Below are 21445 nucleotides of genomic sequence, written 5' to 3'. Positions count from 1 at the left end.
TGATGTCGAATTCCTGGGCCGCGCCTTAGTAGCGATAGTGCATGCCGAGGGTCGACCACGCTTGCGCGTTCGCATCGGCGCCGCTCAGGCCCTGCGCTTGTGCGTTGCCGTCGCCTCTGCCGCTCGCCGAGGAGGTGTTCGTATGGCCGGCGAAGGAGAACGTGCCGCTGCCGGTCACGTTCTTGCCCGACTCGGCGATGGCGCGAGCTGCACCGACGGCCTCACCTTCGTCGGTTGCGGTGAAGGATCCCCGGCCGTACACCGCTGCCGACGTAGCGCCACCGCTGGTAGCGTCGCTCGACGAGGACGTGCCAGTTCCGCTTGCGAATGCCCCGCTCGACACGGCGAGTACCGCTGCTGCGATCAGAAGCTTCTTCATGGCATAACTCCTATGGCGTGAATGTGGAGAAAGATGAAAGGTCGCACGCCATCGGCCTCTCAAAAATTTATAAGGAATGCAAATTGAATTGGCGCGTAGTTACGATGGCCAATCGGGTTCGCGTATCAGCGAATCTGGTAACCGGAGCCGACGTTTTGCCGGAACCTGATAGTCGTGGGATGCGTCAGAGCGCCAGGAATGCTTCGCCGGGGCGGATCGCCGGGCGCTCCACGCCGAACATCTCAGGCTCGACGCAGGGCATGAAGGCGCGCGGATGAGCGGTCGCCTCGCACGCGTTGATCCATGCGCTCCTTGAGCACACGCTGGGCGGCCATCCAGTCATGAGCGGGCGAATTGGCATATATGGCGGTCGACGGCCGCCACCGGGGCACGTGAAGGCATGGTGGACGCTGGATTCAGCGAGCCCTGTCCGGACAGCGAGGACTATTGCCGACTCGTATTTGACGGAGACGAGTTCAGGGGCGAAGTTACTCGCACCCGTTTCGTCCAATGAATCATGTTGAGATTTGCTTCCCGCCGATCTGAGATTCATGACATCTTCCCGGATTGGTTTTAATAAATCGAGATATTCATTATCACGACTAGAATTCCCAACTTGCTCCGTAATCAGCAAGGAGCATGCCAATATCGAATCGAGAACGGCCTCTTGGGGATGTGGTACGAGCGAGGTAGGGAAGGCGTGCATTCCTTGATGTCCAGGTCTCAGAAATGAAACATGGCGATAGGACTGGGCGACACCTGCTACCGTCAGGTCATATGGCAATCGATGGTCAGCACGTTTAGGGACGCTGCTTCCAGCGCATTGGGTCGGCTTGTCTACACCTCGTCTCATTGTTGAAACGCGTCGTGATCTGACAAGCCATGGCGTATGAAAGTGACCTTGCCCTCGAAAAACGTATCCGTTACTGAGAGTGTGTAAAACATCAGTAACGGAGGATTTGGCAATGGGTAAACCGAGGGCGCGGTACACGCTGGAATTCAAGATTGAAGCGGTACCGGCCAGAGCCAAGTGGAGACGGCGAAGATTCCGGGCATCAGTACGTAGACGCTGAATGCGTGGATCAAGGCCGGCGATGCGGGCAAGCTCAATGGGGGCAGGCTACGACGTCGAGCGCACGGCGGCGCGCGCTGAGCGGCGCGCTGCACGCGCCCGCGTTCGCCAGGGCGCCCACGGGCGCCGTTGCGGCTACTTCTTCAGCGTCCGGTACGACACGAGATCGTTGATCGGCCCGATCTCCGGACCCGTGACGCCCGGCCGAGTCGCGACCTGCACGACCTTCTCGAACAGGATCACGAACGGCGAATTCGCGAGCACCGCCTTCTGCAGCGCCTGATATTCCTGCGCGCGCTTCGCGGTCGACGGCTCGGCGAGCGCCGCGTCGGTCTTCGAGGTCAGTTGCGGCACGTCCCAGCCGTTGCGCCACGCGAGCAGCTTGTGCGTTGCGTTGTCCGAATTGTCGGGATTCCATGCGAAACCGCGCGCATTGCTGTTCGGGTCCATGTAGTCCGGCGACCATTCGCCGATGAAGATGTCATGCTGGCGCGCGCGGTACTTGCCGATCGCCTGTTTCGCGTCGCCCGGGATCAGTTTCACCTTGATTCCGCCCTGTGCGAAGTTTGCCTGCAACGCCTGCGCGATCTCGACGTACGGGTAATCGTTCGGCATGTCCATCGTTACCGCGAAGCCGTTCGGCAGCCCGGCCTTCGCGAGCAGCGCCTTCGCCTTCGCGACGTTCTGCTTGTACGGATTCGCGTTCAGCGCGCCGAGGAAGCCGTCCGGCAGGAAGGTCTGATGGACCTTGTACGTCGTCCTGACGATGTTGCGCTGGATGCCGTCGTAGTCGACGAGCCACTTCATCGCCTCCTGCACCTCGGGCTTCGCGAGATTCGGATTCTTCGTGTTCAGGCTCAGGTACAGCAGCGCGGACACGGGCCACGACGCGACCTCGATCTTGCCCGCCTTCGACAGCGCGTCGAGGCTGTCCGGGCTCAGGTTGCGCGCGGCATCGACGTCGCCGTTCTCGAGCAGCAGGCGCTGCGCGGATGCTTCCGGCACGTGCCGCAGCACGATGCGCTTCATCGGATACGGAGCGCGATAGCCGTCGAAGCGTTGCAGCACGAGGCTTTCGTTCGGCGTCCACTTGACGAGCCGGTATGGGCCCGAGCCCGCATCCGCGTTCTTCAGCCACGCGTTGCCGAAGTCGCCGTTCTTCTCGTGCGAAAGCAGCAGCTTCTTGTCGACGATCGATGCCGGATCGGCGCTCAGCACGTTCAGCACGAAGCTCGGCGCGTACTTGCGATCGGTTTCGATCGACACGGTCATGTCGTCGATCTTCCTGACCTTCTGCGCGACGTTGTCCTTCGTGAGGCCGAGATCGGCGAGCACGCCGGCCGGGCCCTTGTCGAGCAGCACCGTGCGCTGCAGCGACCACGCGACGTCGTCGGCCGTCACCGGGTTGCCCGAGTGGAACTTGAGGCCGGGGCGCAGCTTGAACGTGTAGGCGAGGCCGTCCGCGCCGACGCTCCACGACTGCGCGATCCGGCCTTCGAACTTCGACGGGTTGCGCAGATCGACGCGCACGAGCCGCTCGTAGGTGTTCGCGACGTATTCGGACGGCACGAGCTCGTAGATCTCGCTCGGATCGAGCGTCGTGAATTCGCCGAGCTGCGTCGCAATCACGAAGATGCCGGGCGGCGTGGCCGCCTGCGCGGAAAACGCGGGGGCCAGCACGGGGGGCAGCACGACGAGCGCGGCGCTCGCCGCGAGCCTGGACAGCAAGTGTTTCATCGGGACTCCGTCGGAAAGGTATCGAGCCCGATTCTCTCATTGCCGGGCGCGTTTCAGAAACCCCGGAAGCCGCGGCGCGAGGCCGCTGCGCCGCGGCAAAGCCGCCGCGCGAAGATTCGAATATTACAAACTTAAAGGGAATCACATTAATTCATCGATTCATATTGACAATTCATTTAATCTTTTTGATTGTTTGTATTTAACTTGCGTGGCGGGATATCGATTTGATTTGAGGAAAATCGAATCGATATCCTGGGTGAATCATTTTTTTTATCGAAACGATCGAAGAGGTGAACATGACGAATCTGTCCCGACGCAAGATGCTCGCCAATACGGCCGGCGCGCTTGCCGCCGCCGGCATCGCCGTTTCCGCGAAGGCCGCGTCGTTCGGCAATCCGGACAGCCCGGCCGAGGGCGCGGTGAATGCGCGCAATCCGCAGAGCCTGACCGATCCCGGCCCGCAAAATCCGGCGCTGATGAGGGAATTTCCGTCGTTTCAGAATCCGCCGGCCACGGACATTAACGGGATGCCGATTTTCTGGGCGTCGTTCAATAATGCGCACAAGCGAATTCAGAACGGCGGCTGGGCGCGCGAAGTCACGCAGGACGATTTCGCGATCTCCGAAACGATTTCCGGCGTCAATATGCGGCTCACGCGCGGCGGCATTCGCGAGATGCACTGGCACCAGCAGGCCGAATGGGCGTTCATGCTCGACGGCCGCTGCCGGATCACCGTGCTCGACGAGCAAGGGCTGCCGTCCGTGCAGGACGTGAAGGCGGGCGACCTGTGGTACTTCCCGCCGGGGCTGCCGCATTCGCTGCAGGGGCTCGGCGTCGACGGCGCCGAATTCCTGCTCGCGTTCGACAACGGCCGCGCGTCCGAATTCAACACGCTGCTCGTGACGGACTGGATCGCGCACACGCCGCCCGACGTGCTCGCGCTGAACTTCGGCGTGCCCGCCGACGCGTTCAAGAACATTCCGCTCGACAATCTGTGGATCTTCCAGGGCGACGATCCCGGGCCGCTTGCCGCCGCGCAGCGCGCGTCGGCTTCGTCGCGCGGCGCGCCGAAGCATCCGTTCATCTTCTCGATGGGCGACATGAAGCCGAACGTGAAGACGCGCGGCGGCGAAGTGCGGATCGTCGACAGCACGAACTTCGACGTGTCGAAGACTATCGCGGCCGCGCTCGTCACGGTGAAGCCGGGCGGCATGCGCGAGCTGCACTGGCACCCGAATGCGGACGAGTGGCAGTACTACATCCAGGGCGACGCGCGAATGACGGTGTTCGATACCGGCCCGAAGGCGCAGACGGCCGATTTCCGCGCGGGCGACGTCGGCTACGTGAAGAAGAGCCTTGGCCACTATGTGCAGAACACGGGCACGACCGATCTCGTGTTCCTCGAGATCTTCAAGGCGGGTCACTACGCGGAGGTGTCGCTGTCCGACTGGCTCGCGCATACGCCGCCGAAGCTCGTCGAGGCGCATCTGAACATCGCGCCCGACGTGATCGCGCGCTTTCCGCGCAACCGGCCGGACGTCGTGCCGGCGTAAGCGCGCGGCGAGCGAGCGGCCGAGCCGGTCGCCGCCGCCCGATCGCGCGCGGCCGGCGGGCCCGACGGCCTGCCGCGCCGCGCATGTCGAATCATTCAGCACTCGAACGGATACCTGACCATGCTTTCCTCAACCACGATGAGCCCGTCCGCCGGCGATTTCGCGCCGGCTGGCGACGCGAGCTCGCGCACCGTCCGCGCGGCGCGCGACGCGCTCGAAGGGCGCCGCAAGGGCGTCGCGGCCGCGCTGCCGTTCGTCGGGCCGGCCGTGATCGCGTCGATCGGCTATATGGATCCCGGCAACTTCGCGACCAACATCCAGGCGGGCGCCGCATACGGCTACGAGCTGCTGTGGGTCGTGCTCGCCGCGAACGTGATCGCGATGGTGTTTCAGGCGATGTCGGCGAAGCTCGGCATCGTGACGGGCCGCAACCTCGCCGAGCTGTGCCGCGAGCATTTCCCGCAGCCCATCGTCTGGGGCATGTGGGCGGCGTCGGAGATCGCTGCGATGGCGACCGATCTTGCCGAATTCCTGGGCGGCGCGCTCGCGTTCGGCTTGCTGTTCCATCTGCCGCTCGTCGTCGGGATGGGCGCGACGGCCGTGCTGACCTGCGCGATCCTCACGCTGGAAAAGCGCGGCTTTCGGCCGCTCGAGGCCGCGATCGCGGCGTTGGTCGGCGTGATCGGTGCGAGCTATCTCGGCGAGCTGCTGATCGCGCCGCAGGACTGGCATGCGGCCGCCTATCATCTCGTCGTGCCGCAGTTGCGGGACGGCACGGCGCTCACGCTCGCGGTGGGCATCATCGGCGCGACGATCATGCCGCACACGCTCTATCTGCACTCGGGCCTCACGCAGCGGCGCACGACGCCGCGCGACGATCGCGAGCGCAGGCTGCTGCTGCGCTTCTCGAACCGCGAGGTGGCGGTCGCGCTCGGCGTCGCCGGCTTCGTGAACATCGCGATGGTGATGATGGCGTCGTCCGCGTTCCACGAGACGATGCCGGGCATGGCCGACATAGGCGACGCGTATCACACGCTGATTCCGCTGCTCGGGCCGGCGGCGGGCGCGCTCTTTCTCGTCGCGCTGTTCGCGTCCGGCGTGTCGAGCTCGGTCGTCGGCACGCTCGCGGGGCAAGTCGTGATGCAGGGCTTCCTGAGGCGTCAGGTGCCGATCTGGGCGCGGCGGTTCGTGACGATCGCGCCCGCGTTCGCGATCGTCGCGCTCGGCTGCGACGTCACGCGCGCGATGGTGCTGAGCCAGGTCGTGCTGAGCCTCGTGCTGCCGCTGCCGATGGCCGCGCTGCTGTTGCTGTCGAGCCGGCGCGCGGTGCTCGGCGAGCATGCGCTGCGCATGCCGATGCTGGTGGCGGCGGGCGCGGCGGCGGCGGCGATCGTCGCGCTGAACGGGTATCTGATCTGGGCGGCGCTCGGCTGAGCGAGCGCGCGAGCGACGGCGGGCGGCGCGCGCCGGCCCGGCTTGGCGGTTGGAGCCGCGGATTCCAGTCTCCGGTTCCAGCCGCCGTCACTCGGCGGCGTCGGCGGCGATTGCCGTTTCCGCGCGCCCGCGCCCGGCCGCCTCGATGTCCCGCGTATTCTTCTGCACGGCCACCGAGCCGAACAGCGCGAGCGCGAACGACATCGCGTAGAAGCCTTTCTCGCTGTGCATCAGCGTCGCGTTGAAGAGGCCGATCGCGAGCAGCGCGGCCCACGACGCGGCGACGAAGGCGAGCGACGGTTGTTGATGGAGATGATTCGTGTTGTCGTGCATGGTGTGATCCTTCTTCGGCATGCGCGTTTGGAAATTATCGGGCGATCCCGCCGCAATCGCCCGGCGTTGCACGGTGTCGGCGCGCGTCGCGCCGTCACGACAGCCGGTAGCTCGGCCCGGCGCGCATTTCGTCCGGCAGCGGCAGGCCGGCCAGTTCGAGCAGCGAGCGCTCGATCTGCCGCGTCAGCGCGTCGAGCGCGAGATGGTTCGGTCCGTCGCCGAACGGATCGGCGATCTCGCCCGCAATCGCATCGAGCGCGATCAGCGTGTACGACACGAATACCGACACGAACGGCGTCGCGATGCCGATCGAATCGACGAGCCCGAACGGCAGCATCACGCAATACGCGTAGACGGTGCGATGCAGCAGCACGTGGTAGGGAAACGGAATCGGCGTCGACGCGATCCGCTCGCAGCCCGCGAGCTTCGCGCCGAGCTCGTTGAGCTGCGCGTCGAGCATCCACAACTGCGTGTCGGTCAGCGCGCCGCCGCGATGCCGGTCGGCGAGCCGGCCGCGCAACGCGTGCAGGATCGCGACCGGGCGGAACTGCGCGGCGAGCACCGGCTCGATCCAGTCGGCGGGCAGGCGGCGGCGCAGGTCGCGAGCGGGGTCGGTGCCGCGCAACTGGTGCTTGAGCGCGTAGACGAAGCCGGCCGTTGCGCGCGCGAACGAGGCGCCGTCGGCGCTCGCGTCGTAGCCGAGCGCCTGCGACGTCAGCGCGCGCGCCGCGCTCAGCGCGCCGCCCCACAGCTTGCGCGCCTCCCAGTAGCGGTCGTAGCTCGCATTGTTGCGGAACGCGGCGAAGATCGCGAGCGCGAGGCCCGCGAGCGTGAACGGCGTCGGATTGAGCGGCACCTTCTCGCCGAGAATGCGGCCGTTCGTCAGCAGCGCGACGATGCTCACGGCGCTCATCAGCGCAAGCTGCGGCAGAATCGATTTGAGCACCGAACCGTTCCAGACGAACAGCATCCGGAACCAGTGCTCGCGCGGTCTGACGATCATGGTGGCCTCGCGTCATGCCGCGCGCTGAGCGCCGCTTGCCGACCGGTGCATCAGCACCGGAATCGACTTCGACGTCGGCGTGTTGCAGACGTCGCCGACGCTGTCGAGCGGCACGAGCGGATTCGTCTCCGGGTAGTACGCGCCGAGGCAGCCGCGCGGAATGTCGTAAGCGACGAGCAGAAAACCTTCGACGCGCCGTTCGATCCCGTCGTCCCATACCGTTTCGAGATCGACGTGCTCGCCCGCTTCGAAGCCGAGCATCGCGAGATCGTCGGGGTGCGCGAACACGACGCGCCGCTGGCCGAACACGCCGCGATAGCGGTCGTCGAGCGCGTAGATCGTCGTGTTGTACTGATCGTGCGAGCGCGTCGTCATCAGCGTCATCAGCCGCTTGCCGTGGCGCGCGCGGGCGCGCCGGATCGGCGTGTCGACGGGCAGCGCGTGGGCGATGAAGTTCGCGCGGCCGCTCGGCGTGAGCCATTCGCGCTCGCGCGACGCAACCCGCAGATGGAAGCCGCCCGGCCGCGCGATCCGCGCGTTGTAGCCGTCGAAGCCTTCGATGCTCGCTTCGATCGCGTCGCGGATCTTCGCGTAGTCGTTCATGTAGCCGAGCCAGTCGATCTTGTCGCCGCCGAAGAGCGCGTGCCCGAGCCGCGCGACGATCGCGATCTCCGACAGCAGGTTCGGCGAAGCCGGCTGGTTCATCCCATACGACACGTGAACCATGCACATCGAATCCTCGACGGTGACGCCCTGCGCGACGCCGTTCTGCCGATCGATCTCGGTGCGGCCGAGCGTCGGCAGGATCAGCGCTTCGCGGCCGTGCACGAGATGGCTGCGGTTCAGCTTCGTCGTGATGTGGACGGTGAGATCGCAACGGCGCAGCCCTTGCCACGTGCGCGGCGTATCGGGCGTCGCCATCGCGAAGTTGCCGCCGAGGCCGATGAACACGCCGATGCGGCCGTCGAGCATCGCCTCGATCGTCTCGACGACGTCGTAGCCGTGGCCGCGCGGCGGCGCGAAATCGAACGCGCGGCCGAGCCGGTCGAGGAACGCGTCGGATGGCTTTTCCTCGATGCCGACCGTGCGGTTGCCCTGCACGTTCGAATGCCCGCGCACGGGGCAGAGGCCCGCGCCCGGCCGGCCGATGTTGCCGCGCATCAGCATCAGGTTCGACAGCATGTGCACGGTCGCGACCGAGTGCTTGTGCTGCGTGATGCCCATTCCCCACGTCGCGATCACGCGCTCGCCGCGCACGTAGATCTGCGCGAGCGCGTCGATCTGCTCATACGGCACGCCGCTTTCCGCGACGAGCGCGGCCCAGTCTTGCGCGCGCAGGTCGGCCGCGAACGCGTCGAAGCCGGCCGTGTGCGCGGCGATGAAGTCGACGTCGAGCACGCGCGCGCCGCCGCGTTCGCGCGCCGCGTCGTCGAGCTCGACGACGCGCTTCGCGACGCCCTTGAGCAGCGCGAGATCGCCGCCGACGCACGGCTGCACGAACGTTGACGCGATCGGCGTGCTCGACATCGTCAGCATCTCGGCCGGATGCTGCGGGCTCGCGAAGCGTTCGAGCCCGCGCTCCCGGAGCGGATTGATCGACACGATCGTCGCGCCGCGCTTCGCGCATGCGCGCAGCTCGCCCATCATCCGCGGATGGTTCGTCGCCGGATTCTGGCCGAAGATCAGCAGCGTGTCGGCCAGCTCGAAATCGTCGAGCGTGACCGTGCCCTTGCCGACGCCGACCGTGGCCGGCAGCCCGCGGCTCGTCGCCTCGTGGCACATGTTCGAGCAGTCGGGGAAATTGTTGGTGCCGTAGTAGCGCACGAGTAACTGGTACAGGAACGCGGCCTCGTTGCTCGCGCGGCCCGACGTGTAGAACGCCGCGCGGTGCGGATCGCCGAGCGCGCGCAGGTGCTTCGCGATCAGCTCGAACGCGGCGTCCCAGGCGATCGGCACGTAATGGTCGGTCGCGGCGTCGTAGACCATCGGGTCGGTCAGGCGGCCATGCTGCTCGAGCGCGTAGTCGGACTGATCGAACAGCGAGCTCACCGTGTGCTCGGCGAAGAACGCGGGCGTCACGCGCTTCGCGGTCGCCTCGGCCGCGACGGCCTTCACGCCGTTCTCGCAGAATTCGAACGTCGACGCATGTTCGCGATCGGGCCATGCGCAGCCGGGGCAGTCGAAGCCGTCCGGCTGGTTCTGGCGCAACAGCGCCCGGTAGTTGCCGCCCGGCACCTTTTCCTTGAACAGGTTGATCGCGACGTACTTGAGCGCGCCCCAGCCGCCCGCCGGATGGGCGTACGGCGCGATGCGCGCGTCGGGTTCCTTGGTTTTCATGTGTCGTAGAGTCAGAGCGCCGGTTGGGGACGGCGACGCAACGAAGCGTACGCGCGCCGCGGCACGGGCCGGGGACACACCTCGCCGGAAAGAAAAAGAGCACAGTTCTTTAATCTGGTGCGTTGCGTCAAGAAACTGTACTCTTGCATAGCGACAAACGAACGAGCGGAGCGAGCGATGAAGCGTTACGAGCAGTTGGCGGACGACATCGACGCGATGATCCGGCGCGGCGTCTACCGGCCGGGCGAGCGGATTCCGTCGGTGCGGCAGGCGAGCCTTCAGCACCGGCTCAGCATCACGACCATCGTGCGCGCGTACCTGGTGCTGGAGAGCCGCGGCGCGATCGAGAGCCGGCCGCAGTCCGGCTATTTCGTGCGCGCGCGGCAGGACGCGCCGGAGCTCGCGCTGCATGCGTCAGCGCCCGTCGCGGTATCGTCGGCTGTCGACGTGAGCCGGCTCGTGCTGTCGACGCTGCGCTCGATCGCGCGCGACGACGCGGTGCCGCTCGGCTCGCCATATCCGGATGCGACGCCGTTCCCCGCGCAGCGGATCGCGCGGCACGCGCACGCGATCGCGCGGCGGCGCACGCGCTGGGGCGTGATCGACGATCTGCCGCCCGGCAATCCGGAGCTGGTCCGGCAGATCGCGCGCCGCTATCTGGAAGGCGGCGTCGCGGTCGATCCGGGCGATATCGTCGTGACGATCGGCGCGACCGAGGCGATCAATCTGTGCCTGCAGGCGGTCGCGAAGCCGGGCGACACGATCGCCGTCGAATCGCCGACGTTCTATGCGATGCTGCACGCGATCGAGCGGCTCGGGATGCGCGCGATCGAAGTCGCGACGCATCCGGGCGAGGGCATCGACATCGACGCGCTCGCGCGGATCCTCGCGGGCGAGCGCGTCGCCGCGTGCATGGTGATGCCGAACTTCCAGAATCCGCTCGGCTTCCTGATGCCGGACGAGCGCAAGCGCGCGCTCGTCGAGCTGCTCGCGCGGCACGACGTGCCGGCGATCGAGAACGACGTCTATCACGAGCTGTACTACGGCGCCAAGCGGCCGAGCACGCTGAAGGCGTTCGATACGCGCGGGCTCGTGCTGCATTGCGCGTCGTTCTCGAAGAGCCTGTCGCCCGCGTACCGGGTGGGCTGGGCGATGCCGGGGCGCTACCGAGACGAGGTCGAGAAGCTCAAGTTCCTGAACACGCTCGCGACGCCCGCGATCGACCAGCTCGCGATCGCCGAGTACCTGAAGCACGACGGCTACGATCACCATCTGCGGCGAATTCGCAAGCTCTACGCGCAGCAGGCGAGCATGATGGCGGCGCTCGTGCGGCGTTTCTTTCCGGACGGCACGCGGCTGTCGCAGCCGCGCGGCGGCTACGTGCTGTGGATCGAGCTGCCGGACGGCGTCGACGCGATGGAGCTGTACCGGCTCGCGCTCGCGCAGAAGATCACGCTCGGGCCGGGGCACATGTTCTCGACGACGCCCGCGTATCGGCACTGCATCCGGCTGAACTACAGCTATCCGTGGTCGCCGCAGATCGAGACGGCGGTGAAGACGCTCGGGCGGCTGGCCGCGGTGTGCGCGAAACGATGACGGCGAGGCGTGAAGAGGGAAGTGACGCATGACGGGCGCGGCGCGTGCGGCGAACATTGCGATGACGACGTGCGGAATGCGCGGGCGGCGCGACCGGCGCCGCTCGCGTGCGATGCGCCGTTCGGCGGCGACGCGGCCGCGCGACGTGAAGAAGCCTGAAGCGGCGACGGCGACAGCGTCGCGCAGCGCAGCGCAGAGGCGCACGCAAACGCGACGCGACGGACGGCGCGAAAAGGAGCGGGGCGGCCATCGATCCGCAGATCCGCGATCCGCAAGTCCGAAGGCCGCCCCGCCGTCAAGCCACGGCTGCTGCCGGCGAGCGGAAGCATTCTTTTCATGGCGTCACCTTCGATGAGACGAACGGCCGGCGCGCGCCGCGTGCGCCGGCCGGGATGCAAAATGGAGCGCGTCGCGTCAGAACCACCGCTTGTAGCGGCGCACGTAGAGCGTCTTCACGATCTGCGCGAGCGCGATGTAGCCCGCCATCGTCGCGACGAGCCACAGCCAGTAGCTGCCGGGCAGGCGGATGAAGCCGAGCGCTTCGGAGAACGGCGAGAACGGCAGCCAGCAGCCGATCGCGATCGCGATCGTCGTCGACAGCAGCACGGGCAGCGACGCGGTGCTCTGCAGGAACGGAATCTTCTGCGTGCGCAGCAGGTGGACGACGAGCGTCTGCGACACGAGGCTCTCGACGAACCAGCCGGAGTTCATCACGAGCTGGCCGCCCGCGCCGCCTTGCGCGTGGTAGAGCGCGCCCGCGCCGAACACGGTCCACATCAGCACGTAGGTCGTGATGTCGAACACCGACGACGTCGGCCCGACCCACAGCATGAAGCGGCCGATGTTGTTCGCTTCCCACTTGCGCGGCTTCTTCAGGAACTCGGGGTCCATCTTGTCCCACGGCAGCAGCATCTGCGAGGTGTCGTAGATGAGGTTCAGCACGAGCATCTGCACGGCGAGCATCGGCTCCCACGGCAGGAACGCGCTCGCGACGAGCACCGAGAACACGTTGCCGAAGTTCGAGCTCGCGGTCATGTTCAGGTACTTGAGGATGTTGCCGAACGTCTCGCGGCCCTTGATCACGCCTTCCTCGAGCACCATCAGGCTCTTCTCGAGCAGGATGATGTCGGCGGTTTCCTTCGCGATGTCCGCGCCGCTGTCGACCGAGATGCCGACGTCGGCGTCGCGCAGCGCGGGCGCGTCGTTGATCCCGTCGCCGAGGAAGCCGACCGTGTGGCCGTTCGCCTGCAGCGCCTTGACGATCCGCGCCTTCTGCAGCGGCGTGAGCTTCGCGAACACCGTCGTGCGCTCGACCGCCTTCTCGAGCGCCGCGTCGTCGAGCGCCTCGACTTCGGCGCCGACGAGCGGCCTGCCGGGCTCGAGGCCGACTTGCCGGCACACGTTCAGCGTGACGGCCGGGTTGTCGCCCGTCAGCACCTTCACGGCGACGCCGTTCTCGCGCAGCGCGGCGAGCGCGGGCGCGGCCGATTCCTTCGGCGGATCGAGGAACGTGAGGAAGCCGCGCACGACGAGCTCGCGCTCGTCGGCCGTCCGGTACTGCGCGCGTTCGTCGCCGCGGGGGATCGTGCGCGTCGCGACGATCAGAACGCGAAAGCCGTCTTCGTTGTACGCGTTCGCCTGCGCGAGCAGCCGCTTGCGCGCGACGAAATCGAGCGGGTGAATGCCTTCGTCGTCCTGAACGTGCGTCGAGACGGCGAGCATCTCCTCGACCGCACCCTTGCAGACGAGCAGATGCGCGCCGCGCGGGTCCTCGACGACGACGGACAGGCGCCGCCGCACGAAGTCGAACGGCAGCTCGTCGATCTTGCGATAGCCCTGCGGCCTGATCCGGTCGCCGAGCTGGTTCGCGCGATCGACGATCGCGATGTCGATCAGGTTCTTCTGGCCGCTCTGATGGAAGCTGTTCAGCCAGCCGAGCCGCAGCACGTCCTCGTTGTTGCGGCCGGACGCGTCGAGATGATGCTCGAGGATGATCCTGTCCTGCGTGAGCGTGCCCGTCTTGTCGGTGCAGAGCACGTCCATCGCGCCGAGGTTCTGGACCGAGTTCAGCCGCTTGACGACAACCTTGCGCCGCGCCATCGCGACCGCGCCGCGCGCGAGGTTCGCGCTGACGATCATCGGCAGCATCTCGGGCGTGAGGCCGACCGCGACCGCGAGCGCGAACGTGAGTGCGCTCAGCCAGTCGCCTTTCGTGAGGCCGTTGATCATGAAGACGACGGGCACCATCACGAGCATGAAGCGGATCAGCAGCCAACTGACGCTCGACACGCCGCGATCGAAGTTCGTCTCGATCCGCTTGTGGCTGACCACGTTCTTCGCGAGCGCGCCGAAGTACGTGTCGCCGCCCGTCGCGACGACGACCGCGGTCGCGGTGCCGCTCACGACGTTGGTGCCCATGAAGCACACGTTCGCGAGATCGAGCAGCGAGCCGCCTTGCCCGGGGCGATCGATGCGCCCGGCATCGCCGCCGCCGTGGCGGTTCGCCTCATCGGCGAACTTTTGCGCGACGGCGCCGAGCGTGTCGTACTTCTCGACGGGCAGCGCCTCGCCCGTCAGCACCGCCTGACTGATGAAGAGATCGCGAGACGAGATGAGCCGCACGTCCGCGGGAATCATGTCGCCCGCCGAGAGATGCACGATGTCGCCGACGGCGACGTCGCGCATCGGCACGTCGTGCCTGATCGGCGCGCTCGCGCCGTCGGTGCGGCGATGCACGGTCGCGCTCGTGCGAACCATCGCCTTGAGCTTTTCGGCCGCGCGCAGCGAGCGGAATTCCTGCACGAAGCGCAGCAGCACGCTGATCGTCACCATCGAAAGCAGGATCGTGATCTTCACGTAGTCGCGATCGTCGGGGGCGGCGAAGTAGACGTCGGTCAGAAAGCTGATCGCGGCGAGCACGAGCAGCACGTAGACGAACGGATTGTTCGACGATGCGAGCAACTGCCGGCTCCAGTGCGGCGGCTTGTCGTGTGCGATTTCGTTCGGGCCGTCGCGCAGCAGGCGCTCTTTTGCGTCGGACGTCGTGAGGCCGCGCTCGCTCGTGTGGAGGTTCGCGAGCGTGTCGGCGAGCGGTTGCGCGGATTCGTACTCGATGCGCATCGGGAGGCGATCGTCGCCGTCGCCCCGCGCGCCGTAATGGAGAAATCCGCGTTGCCTGTGTTTCGAAGGAGTGCGTTGTGTCATCGGTCGCTCCGTGTGTCGCGCGCGGCGAGCGGGGAGCGCCGACGTCACCGACGGACGAGCGTCTCCCGCCGCTTCGCGTCGCGCGCGTTCGGCTGAATGAAGAGGAAATCGGATTCGCTCGCCGGCGCGGCCGGCGTGACGCGCACGCCGCATGCGCCGCGCGGCATGACGCCGGCGAGCGGTAATCGGCTACTGTCGTCTGCTTCCATCTGGACTCCTGTCGATTGTTGGCCGGACGCGAAAGGGCGTGCGGCGGGAGTGCCGCGCATCGGGCGCGCATGCGGAACCGATGCGCGCGCGAGCGTGCGTGCACGCGCATGCACGGCGCGGGCCGTACATCGCGGGAACGAGCGCGTGCGATGCGCGCATTGCGGCGCATGCGTCGTTCGCTCGGAAAATCGTGGCGGGAAGATCGGGCCGGGATGGCCGGAAAGACGCCGCATCCTGCTGGCCGGGATGCGGCAGAAGCGTGGGGCTCTGCGCGAATGCCTCAGTCAGCAGTCAAGCCGGTGCGGGACCGGCTACAACTCGCATCGGTGTTCACGGAACACTCCAAGTATCAAGACGGGGCGATGGTAAAGGGTCAGCGCGCGAAGCGTCAAGTTTTTTACGGCGGGTTTGCGCGGGCCGCGCATGCGTTCGCCCGCCGCGCGGGCCGCCGTCGCACGGCGGCGAACGCGAACGGCCCACCCGTTCGGGCGGCCGCCGCGTGAATCGCGTCGCGCGTCGCACGGCTATTTCGTTGCGGACGCAACCACCGTGCCGGCGTCGACGATGCCCGCACCCGGTGCGCGGGCGAGGCAGGACGTCGTCGACGGCGACGGCCGCGCGGTGCTCGCGAGCTTCTGCGCGATCTGCGCGGGCGTCAGGTTCGGGTTGACCGCGAGCATCAGCGAGGCGACGCCCGCCACCTGCGGCGCGGCGAGGCTCGTGCCGCTGTGCGTGCCGTACGCGTCGGCGGTCGGCACCGTCGTGCCCGCATTGGTCGTCGACAGGATGTTCGAGCCCGGCGCGCTCAATGTGATGTCCGAGCCGAAGTTGCTGTACCACGCGCGCTGGCCGGTGCTGTCGGTTGCACCGACCGCGATCACGCCCTTGCAATTCGCCGGGCGGTCCATCGTCGTCGCCTGGCCGTCGTTGCCGGCCGAGACGACGACGGTCGCGCCGCGCGCGATCACGTCGTTGATCGCTTGCTGGAACGTGTCGCCGCACGGGCCGGTGCCGCCGAGGCTCAGGTTGATCACCTTCGCGGGCGTGAGGTTCGTCGGCGCGCCGGTGACGGGGATGCCCGCCGCCCAGCGCATCGCGTCGGCAATGTCGCTCGTCGTGCCGCCGCACTTGCCGAGCACGCGCACGGGCAGGATCTTGCCGTACCAACTGACGCCCGCGATGCCGATGCCGTTGTTCGCGGCGGCGCCGATGATGCCGGCGACCTGCGTGCCGTGCCAACTGCTGTTCGACGGCGCGCTCGCGCATTGGTAGAACGGGCTCGACGGATCGGTCAGCTCCTGCTGCGTGAGCCAGTCGCCCGGGTCGGTCGCGTCCGGGCCGCGGCCGTGGCCGTTGTTGCCGGTGTTGATGTCGGAGATGAAGTCATAGCCGGGCAGCAGGTTCGCGATGATGTCCGGATGCGGGCGATAGCCGGTGTCGAGCACCGCGGTGACGACGCTCGGCAGGCCGGTCGTCACGGCCCATGCGCTCGGCAGGTCGATGCCGGCCGTCGGATCGAAGTAGTTCCACTGCTGCGCGTAGCTCGGGTCGGTTGCCGTCGTGCGGGCGAATACGCGCCGGTCGGGTTCCGCGTATGCGACGTCCGGATCGGCCGCGAACGTTTGCGCGAGAGCGCCGGCGTTATCCGCGCTCATCTTTTGTCCGAGCGCGAGCAGCGCGGCGCCGTCCGACATCGTCCGCTCGACCTGCACCGCGTTCGTCGCCGCGACGTTCTGCGCATACGAGCGAACGGCGACGCTCTTCGCGTTCCATTGCGACATCACGCGCTGAATCACCGAATCCAGTCGCGCCGCGTCGTTCGTCGCGGCCATGATGTGCGCGCCGGATGCCGTCGTCGCCGATGCGGTTTGCAGCTTGACGATCAGATGATCGACGCTCGCGTCGTGCGAAACGGCGCGGGTGACGAGCGATTCGCTTGCGGCAGTCGATGCGGCCTGCGTGACAGGGCAGGCCGTGGTCGAGGTCGATGAGGTCGTGGATTGCGACGAGCCCGAACTCGGCGCGGGCGACGGAGCCGGCGCGGGTGTCGTCGGCTGGGCGGCTGCCGACGGCGTGCCGCTTCCGCCTCCGTCGCCTCCGCCGCCGCAGCCGGCGAGCGCAACGAGGATGGACATGGAGAGAATGCCGGCGACGGCGCGGACCTGGCCCATCCGCATCTGTTCAGGATTGCTATGTTTCTTGTTCATGGAGCCTCTCCACTCTTGAGTTCGATACCGCATGCGCGGTCAACGCGGTCAAGACCCGTGGCGTGGAGGCTTCGCGAGCACGAACCTCATTCCTCGTCGCATCCCGATACGTCGCCAGGTCTTGTCCTGAAACCGTCGGGCTCGCGCGATGCCCGATCGGAGATACTGGTGTGGGTAACGGCTGCTTTTAACAATTCTTGATAGTCTTTCCGAAAATATAGTCGCTTGTCATACAAAAGTACGAGCATTTTGGGTGTAGGGAACCCGCCGGTTTGAGGATAATTTTGAGATAAGCGCGGAAAACCGAGAACGGCCGTATAAAACAGACAATCGAATGCGCGGCCGGGATGGCGGCGGCATGCGCTGGTGTCGCCCGCGGGGCGACCGTCGCGCGCGAGCTCGCCGGTGCGCATCGGAAGATCGACCGGGCAGGCGTCATGGAAGCCGGCATTCGAGGAATCGTCAGCGCAACGATCGAGCGGAGGCGGGCACTGGCCGACGCGGAAAAGCGCGGACCGCACCGCACGCCCCATGCGCGCCCGTTCGAGCAACGATCGATGCGCGGCTTCCCGATCCTTTCATGTCGCACTGCTGCGTATTGCGGACAATCCGAGCGCTGCGACGCCACATTACGAAACAATTTCTTGCAAAAACTGAAAAAGCCGCCGGAACCCGCATTGCAAGGGAGTGCAAAACGATTCGATGAACTATAAAGGGATTGTTCAAATCACGACGAACGCGTACATTGCGGGTCCGCGCCGTGGTTTGAGAAATATCAAGACTCGTTTTCCCGAACCCGGCGCCAGAGAGAAGGAACGATGAATAACGACACCAATCCCCACGCGCGTCGCTCGATCGACGCGAACGAGCCCACGGGTGGGGGGCTCACCCGACGCCAATGGCTGCAGCGCTCGCTTGCGTTGAGCGCATTGGGCCTCGCCGGCTCGCTGACGCTGCGCGCGCTCGCCGGTGCGCCGAGCGCCGCGCCGCTCGACGCGTTCATGACGCTGTCGGAGGCGCTGACCGGCAAGACCGGCCTGAACCGCGCGGTCGGCGAACGGCTGCTGCGCGCGTTGCAGAAAGGTTCGTTCGAGTTCGGCGACGGGCTGCCGAAGCTCGCCGGCGCGCTCGCCGCGAACACGCTCACGCCCGATCAGGAAGCCCTCGCGCTGCGCATTCTCGAAGCGTGGTACCTCGGCATCGTCGATAACGTCGTGGTGACGTACGAGGAAGCGCTGATGTTCGGCGTCGTGTCCGACACGCTCGTGATCCGCTCGTACTGCCCCAACAAACCCGGCTTCTGGGCCGACAAACCGATCGAGAGGCAAGCCTGATGGCCGATACACAACAAGCCGACGTCGTCGTCGTGGGCTCGGGCGTGGCGGGCGCGATCGTTGCGCATCAGCTCGCGATGGCCGGCAAATCGGTGATCCTGCTCGAAGCCGGCCCGCGGATGCCGCGCTGGGAAATCGTCGAGCGCTTCCGCAACCAGCCGGACAAGATGGATTTCATGGCGCCGTATCCGTCGAGCGCGTGGGCGCCGCATCCGGAATACGAGCCGCCGAACGACTACCTCGTGCTCAAGGGCGAGCACAAGTTCAACTCGCAGTACATCCGCGCGGTGGGCGGCACGACGTGGCATTGGGCCGCGTCCGCGTGGCGCTTCATTCCGAACGACTTCAGGATGAAGACCGTGTACGGCGTCGGCCGCGACTGGCCGATCCAGTACGACGATCTCGAGCATGACTATCAGCGCGCCGAGGAAGAGCTGGGCGTCTGGGGGCCGGGCGCCGAAGAGGATCTGCTGTCGCCGCGCAAGGCGCCTTACCCGATGCCGCCGCTGCCGCTGTCCTACAACGAGCGGACGATCAAGACCGCGCTCAACAAACACGACCCGAAGTACCACGTCGTGACCGAGCCCGTCGCGCGCAACAGCCGTCCATACGACGGCCGGCCGACCTGCTGCGGGAACAACAACTGCATGCCGATCTGCCCGATCGGCGCGATGTACAACGGCGTCGTCCACGTCGAGAAGGCCGAGCAGGCGGGCGCGAAGCTGATCGAGAACGCGGTCGTCCACAAGCTCGAGGTGGGCCCGAAGAAGAAGATCGTCGCCGCGCTCTACAAGGACCCGAAGGGCGTCGAGCACCGCGTCGAGGGCAAGTATTTCGTGCTCGCCGCGAACGGCATCGAGACGCCGAAGCTGATGCTGATGTCGACGAGCCGCGATTTCCCGAACGGCGTCGGCAACAGTTCCGACATGGTCGGCCGCAACCTGATGGACCACCCGGGCACGGGCGTGTCGTTCTACGCGAGCGAGAAGCTGTGGCCGGGCCGCGGCCCGCAGGAGATGACGTCGCTGATCGGCTTTCGCGACGGAGCGTTTCGCGCGACCGAGGCGGCGAAGAAGATCCATCTGTCGAACCTGTCGCGCATCGACCAGGAGACGCAGAAGATCTTCAAGGCCGGCAAGCTGCTGAAGCCCGCCGAGCTCGACGCGCAGATCCGCGACCGCGCCGCGCGCTACGTGCAGTTCGACTGCTTCCACGAGATCCTGCCGCAGCCCGAGAACCGCATCGTGCCGAGCAAGACGGCGACCGATGCGCTCGGCATTCCGCGCCCGGAGATCACGTACCGGATCGACGACTACGTGAAGCGCGGCGCCGTGCACACGCGCGAAGTGTATGCAACGGCGGCGCAGGTGCTGGGCGGCAACGACGTCGTGTTCAACGACGAGTTCGCGCCGAACAACCACATCACCGGCTCGACGATCATGGGCGCGGACCCGCGCGATTCGGTCGTCGACAAGGATTGCCGCACGTTCGACCATCCGAACCTGTTCGTGTCGAGCAGCGCGACGATGCCGACGGTCGGCACGGTGAACGTGACGCTGACGATCGCGGCGCTCGCGCTGCGGATCTCGGACCAGTTGAAGAAGGAAATCTGATGCTGAAACGAACGCTTTCCTTCGTGCTGGCCGGCTGCATCGCGTTGCCCGGCCTGTCGAGCGCGGCGGCCGCCGCGCCTTCCGCCGATGCGGCGCTCGTCGAGCGCGGCCGCTATCTGGCCGTCGCGGGCGACTGCATGGCGTGCCACACGGCGAAGGGCGGCAAGCCGTTCGCGGGCGGCTTGCCGATGCGCGCGCCCGTCCTCGGCACGATCTACACGACGAACATCACGCCCGACAAGGCAACGGGCATCGGCGACTGGACGTTCGCGGACTTCGAGCGCGCGGTGCGTCACGGCGTGGCGAAGAACGGCAACAACCTGTATCCGGCGATGCCGTACGTGTCGTATGCGAAGATCACCGACGACGACGTGAAGGCGCTCTACGCGTACTTCATGCATGGCGTCGAGCCGGTCAGGCAGCCGCCGCGCAAGAACGACATCCCGTGGTATCTGAGCATGCGCTGGCCGCTCAAGATCTGGAACCTGCTGTTCCTGAAGGAAGGCGCGTACCAGCCGAAGCCGGGGCGCAGCGTCGAATGGAACCGCGGCGCGTATCTCGTGCAGGGCCTCGCGCACTGCGGCACGTGCCACACGCCGCGCGCCGTCACGCTGCAGGAGAAGTCGCTCGACGAAACGGGCGGCAGCTTCCTCGCGGGCTCGGTGCTGTCCGGCTGGGACGGCTACAACATCACGTCGGACCCGAACGCGGGGATCGGCGGCTGGTCGCAGCAGCAGCTCGTCCAGTATCTGCGCACGGGCAGCGTGCCGGGTCTCGCGCAGGCGGGAGGGCCGATGGCCGAGGCGGTCGAGCACAGCTTCTCGCAGATGACCGATGCGGATATCGGCGCGATCGCGACGTACATCCGCACGGTGCCCGCCGTCGCCGACGGCACCGCGAAGGCGCGCTCCGCATGGGGCAAGCCGGCCGAGGACGGAATCCGGCTGCGCGGCGTCGCGCTCGCCGCGACGGGCATCGATCCCGCGCGCCTCTATCTCGGCAACTGCGCGAGTTGCCACCAGATGCAGGGCAAGGGCACGCCGGACGGCTACTATCCGTCGCTCCTGCACAATTCGACGGTCGGCGCGCCGAATCCGACGAATCTCGTGCAGGTGATCCTGAACGGCGTCGCGCGCAAGGCGGGCAACGAGGACGTCGGGATGCCGGCGTTCCGGCACGAGCTGTCGGACGCGCAGATCGCCGCGCTCGCGAACTACCTGACCGCGCAATTCGGCAATCCGGCGGCGAAGGTGAGCGAGCAGGACGTTGCGAAGCTGCGCGCCGCGCAGTAACGTACGACTCGGTTATCCGGCGATCGGGGAGGACGGCATCGCACCGGGCGGCCGTCCGGTGGCAGGTCGCAGTCGACAGGGAGGCGGCGCATCGCGCGCCGCCTCGGTTCGCAACCGGCACGTGCGCGACGCGTCGTCGCA

At 66.8% G+C, this 21445-nt stretch carries 16 protein-coding genes; 7 read left to right on the top strand and 9 right to left on the bottom strand.

Annotated elements, in window-relative coordinates:
* Positions 1-25: 25 nt before the first annotated feature.
* A complete protein-coding gene (locus WS92_RS09595; RefSeq protein ID WP_015603455.1) occupies positions 26-379 on the bottom strand; it encodes a hypothetical protein in 354 nt (117 codons plus the stop codon).
* A 1207-nt stretch (positions 380-1586) separates the two neighbouring features.
* Positions 1587-3188: an ABC transporter substrate-binding protein gene (locus WS92_RS09590; protein WP_059929974.1), complete on the bottom strand. Its 1602-nt coding sequence runs from the start codon at positions 3186-3188 to the stop codon at positions 1587-1589.
* Positions 3189-3484: 296 nt separating this feature from the next.
* Here WS92_RS09590 and WS92_RS09585 point away from each other — a divergent pair, with 296 nt between their 5' ends.
* Together WS92_RS09585 and WS92_RS09580 are read left to right on the top strand one after the other, a co-directional pair.
* Positions 3485-4741, top strand: a complete 1257-nt coding sequence (locus tag WS92_RS09585) for an oxalate decarboxylase family bicupin (protein WP_059929972.1) — start codon at positions 3485-3487, stop codon at positions 4739-4741.
* Between the two features lie 120 nt (positions 4742-4861).
* Entirely contained in the window at positions 4862-6175 is a 1314-nt protein-coding gene (locus WS92_RS09580) for an Nramp family divalent metal transporter (RefSeq protein ID WP_059929970.1), read from the top strand.
* 87 nt (positions 6176-6262) lie between these two features.
* Here WS92_RS09580 and WS92_RS09575 read toward each other — a convergent pair whose 3' ends face one another.
* The 3 genes from WS92_RS09575 to WS92_RS09565 form a co-directional block, all read right to left on the bottom strand.
* Complete coding sequence (locus tag WS92_RS09575) at positions 6263-6508, bottom strand: YiaA/YiaB family inner membrane protein (protein ID WP_171845202.1); 246 nt, start codon at positions 6506-6508, stop codon at positions 6263-6265.
* Positions 6509-6602: 94 nt separating this feature from the next.
* Positions 6603-7511: a bestrophin family protein gene (locus WS92_RS09570; RefSeq protein WP_059929966.1), complete on the bottom strand. Its 909-nt coding sequence runs from the start codon at positions 7509-7511 to the stop codon at positions 6603-6605.
* Positions 7512-7523: 12 nt separating this feature from the next.
* Entirely contained in the window at positions 7524-9848 is a 2325-nt protein-coding gene (locus WS92_RS09565) for an FdhF/YdeP family oxidoreductase (protein WP_059929964.1), read from the bottom strand.
* A gap of 177 nt (positions 9849-10025) precedes the next feature.
* Here WS92_RS09565 and WS92_RS09560 point away from each other — a divergent pair, with 177 nt between their 5' ends.
* On the top strand, positions 10026-11444 hold the full coding sequence (locus WS92_RS09560; RefSeq protein WP_015604151.1) for an aminotransferase-like domain-containing protein: 1419 nt from the start codon (positions 10026-10028) through the stop codon (positions 11442-11444).
* 414 nt (positions 11445-11858) lie between these two features.
* Here WS92_RS09560 and mgtA read toward each other — a convergent pair whose 3' ends face one another.
* From mgtA to WS92_RS31645, 4 genes are all read right to left on the bottom strand, one after another.
* Positions 11859-14648, bottom strand: coding sequence for a magnesium-translocating P-type ATPase (gene mgtA / locus WS92_RS09555; protein WP_059929963.1), 2790 nt, complete (start codon positions 14646-14648; stop codon positions 11859-11861).
* A 44-nt stretch (positions 14649-14692) separates the two neighbouring features.
* Positions 14693-14857: a hypothetical protein gene (locus WS92_RS35690; protein ID WP_015604123.1), complete on the bottom strand. Its 165-nt coding sequence runs from the start codon at positions 14855-14857 to the stop codon at positions 14693-14695.
* 525 nt (positions 14858-15382) lie between these two features.
* Positions 15383-16993, bottom strand: coding sequence for a S8 family peptidase (locus tag WS92_RS09550; protein WP_082743580.1), 1611 nt, complete (start codon positions 16991-16993; stop codon positions 15383-15385).
* 158 nt (positions 16994-17151) lie between these two features.
* Positions 17152-17616 carry a hypothetical protein gene (locus WS92_RS31645; RefSeq protein WP_331457916.1) on the bottom strand — a complete coding sequence of 155 codons (465 nt, stop codon included), beginning with the start codon at positions 17614-17616 and terminating at the stop codon, positions 17152-17154.
* On the opposite strand from WS92_RS31645, the gene WS92_RS31640 reads away from it, so the two are divergent.
* The 4 genes from WS92_RS31640 to WS92_RS09535 all read left to right on the top strand — a co-directional run bounded on the left by WS92_RS31640 (position 17503) and on the right by WS92_RS09535 (position 21304).
* Positions 17503-17778: a hypothetical protein gene (locus WS92_RS31640; RefSeq protein ID WP_141668002.1), complete on the top strand. Its 276-nt coding sequence runs from the start codon at positions 17503-17505 to the stop codon at positions 17776-17778. The genes WS92_RS31645 and WS92_RS31640 overlap by 114 nt on opposite strands.
* A gap of 105 nt (positions 17779-17883) precedes the next feature.
* The gene (locus WS92_RS09545) at positions 17884-18399 is read left to right on the top strand and encodes a sugar dehydrogenase complex small subunit (RefSeq protein ID WP_009914898.1); all 516 of its coding nucleotides are present in this window, start codon (positions 17884-17886) and stop codon (positions 18397-18399) included.
* Positions 18399-20012 (top strand): GMC family oxidoreductase, encoded by a 1614-nt coding sequence (locus WS92_RS09540; RefSeq protein WP_059929959.1) that lies wholly within the window; start codon positions 18399-18401, stop codon positions 20010-20012. Before WS92_RS09545 ends, WS92_RS09540 begins: the two co-directional genes overlap by 1 nt.
* A complete protein-coding gene (locus WS92_RS09535; RefSeq protein WP_059929957.1) occupies positions 20012-21304 on the top strand; it encodes a cytochrome c in 1293 nt (430 codons plus the stop codon). Before WS92_RS09540 ends, WS92_RS09535 begins: the two co-directional genes overlap by 1 nt.
* The last annotated feature ends 141 nt before the right edge of the window (positions 21305-21445 follow it).

This window comes from Burkholderia sp. MSMB1588 (genome assembly GCF_001546925.1).
Taxonomy (GTDB): Bacteria; Pseudomonadota; Gammaproteobacteria; order Burkholderiales; family Burkholderiaceae; genus Burkholderia; species Burkholderia humptydooensis.
The sequence above is the reverse complement of the archived record's forward strand: the minus strand, read 5'-3'. Positions and strand labels throughout refer to the sequence as shown.

What these genes read in the sequence shown, in the direction of transcription:
- WS92_RS09585 (WP_059929972.1), top strand. Translation starts at nt 3,485, where the DNA reads ATGACGAATCTGTCCCGACGCAAGATGCTCGCCAATACGGCCGGCGCG.
- WS92_RS09580 (WP_059929970.1), top strand. Translation starts at nt 4,862, where the DNA reads ATGCTTTCCTCAACCACGATGAGCCCGTCCGCCGGCGATTTCGCGCCG.
- WS92_RS09560 (WP_015604151.1), top strand. Translation starts at nt 10,026, where the DNA reads ATGAAGCGTTACGAGCAGTTGGCGGACGACATCGACGCGATGATCCGG.
- WS92_RS31640 (WP_141668002.1), top strand. Translation starts at nt 17,503, where the DNA reads ATGGAAGCCGGCATTCGAGGAATCGTCAGCGCAACGATCGAGCGGAGG.
- WS92_RS09590 (WP_059929974.1), bottom strand. Translation starts at nt 3,188, where the DNA reads ATGAAACACTTGCTGTCCAGGCTCGCGGCGAGCGCCGCGCTCGTCGTG.
- WS92_RS09570 (WP_059929966.1), bottom strand. Translation starts at nt 7,511, where the DNA reads ATGATCGTCAGACCGCGCGAGCACTGGTTCCGGATGCTGTTCGTCTGG.
- WS92_RS09535 (WP_059929957.1), top strand. Translation starts at nt 20,012, where the DNA reads ATGCTGAAACGAACGCTTTCCTTCGTGCTGGCCGGCTGCATCGCGTTG.
- WS92_RS09545 (WP_009914898.1), top strand. Translation starts at nt 17,884, where the DNA reads ATGAATAACGACACCAATCCCCACGCGCGTCGCTCGATCGACGCGAAC.
- WS92_RS09565 (WP_059929964.1), bottom strand. Translation starts at nt 9,848, where the DNA reads ATGAAAACCAAGGAACCCGACGCGCGCATCGCGCCGTACGCCCATCCG.
- WS92_RS09575 (WP_171845202.1), bottom strand. Translation starts at nt 6,508, where the DNA reads ATGCACGACAACACGAATCATCTCCATCAACAACCGTCGCTCGCCTTC.
- WS92_RS09595 (WP_015603455.1), bottom strand. Translation starts at nt 379, where the DNA reads ATGAAGAAGCTTCTGATCGCAGCAGCGGTACTCGCCGTGTCGAGCGGG.
- mgtA (WP_059929963.1), bottom strand. Translation starts at nt 14,648, where the DNA reads ATGACACAACGCACTCCTTCGAAACACAGGCAACGCGGATTTCTCCAT.
- WS92_RS09550 (WP_082743580.1), bottom strand. Translation starts at nt 16,993, where the DNA reads ATGTCCATCCTCGTTGCGCTCGCCGGCTGCGGCGGCGGAGGCGACGGA.
- WS92_RS09540 (WP_059929959.1), top strand. Translation starts at nt 18,399, where the DNA reads ATGGCCGATACACAACAAGCCGACGTCGTCGTCGTGGGCTCGGGCGTG.
- WS92_RS35690 (WP_015604123.1), bottom strand. Translation starts at nt 14,857, where the DNA reads ATGGAAGCAGACGACAGTAGCCGATTACCGCTCGCCGGCGTCATGCCG.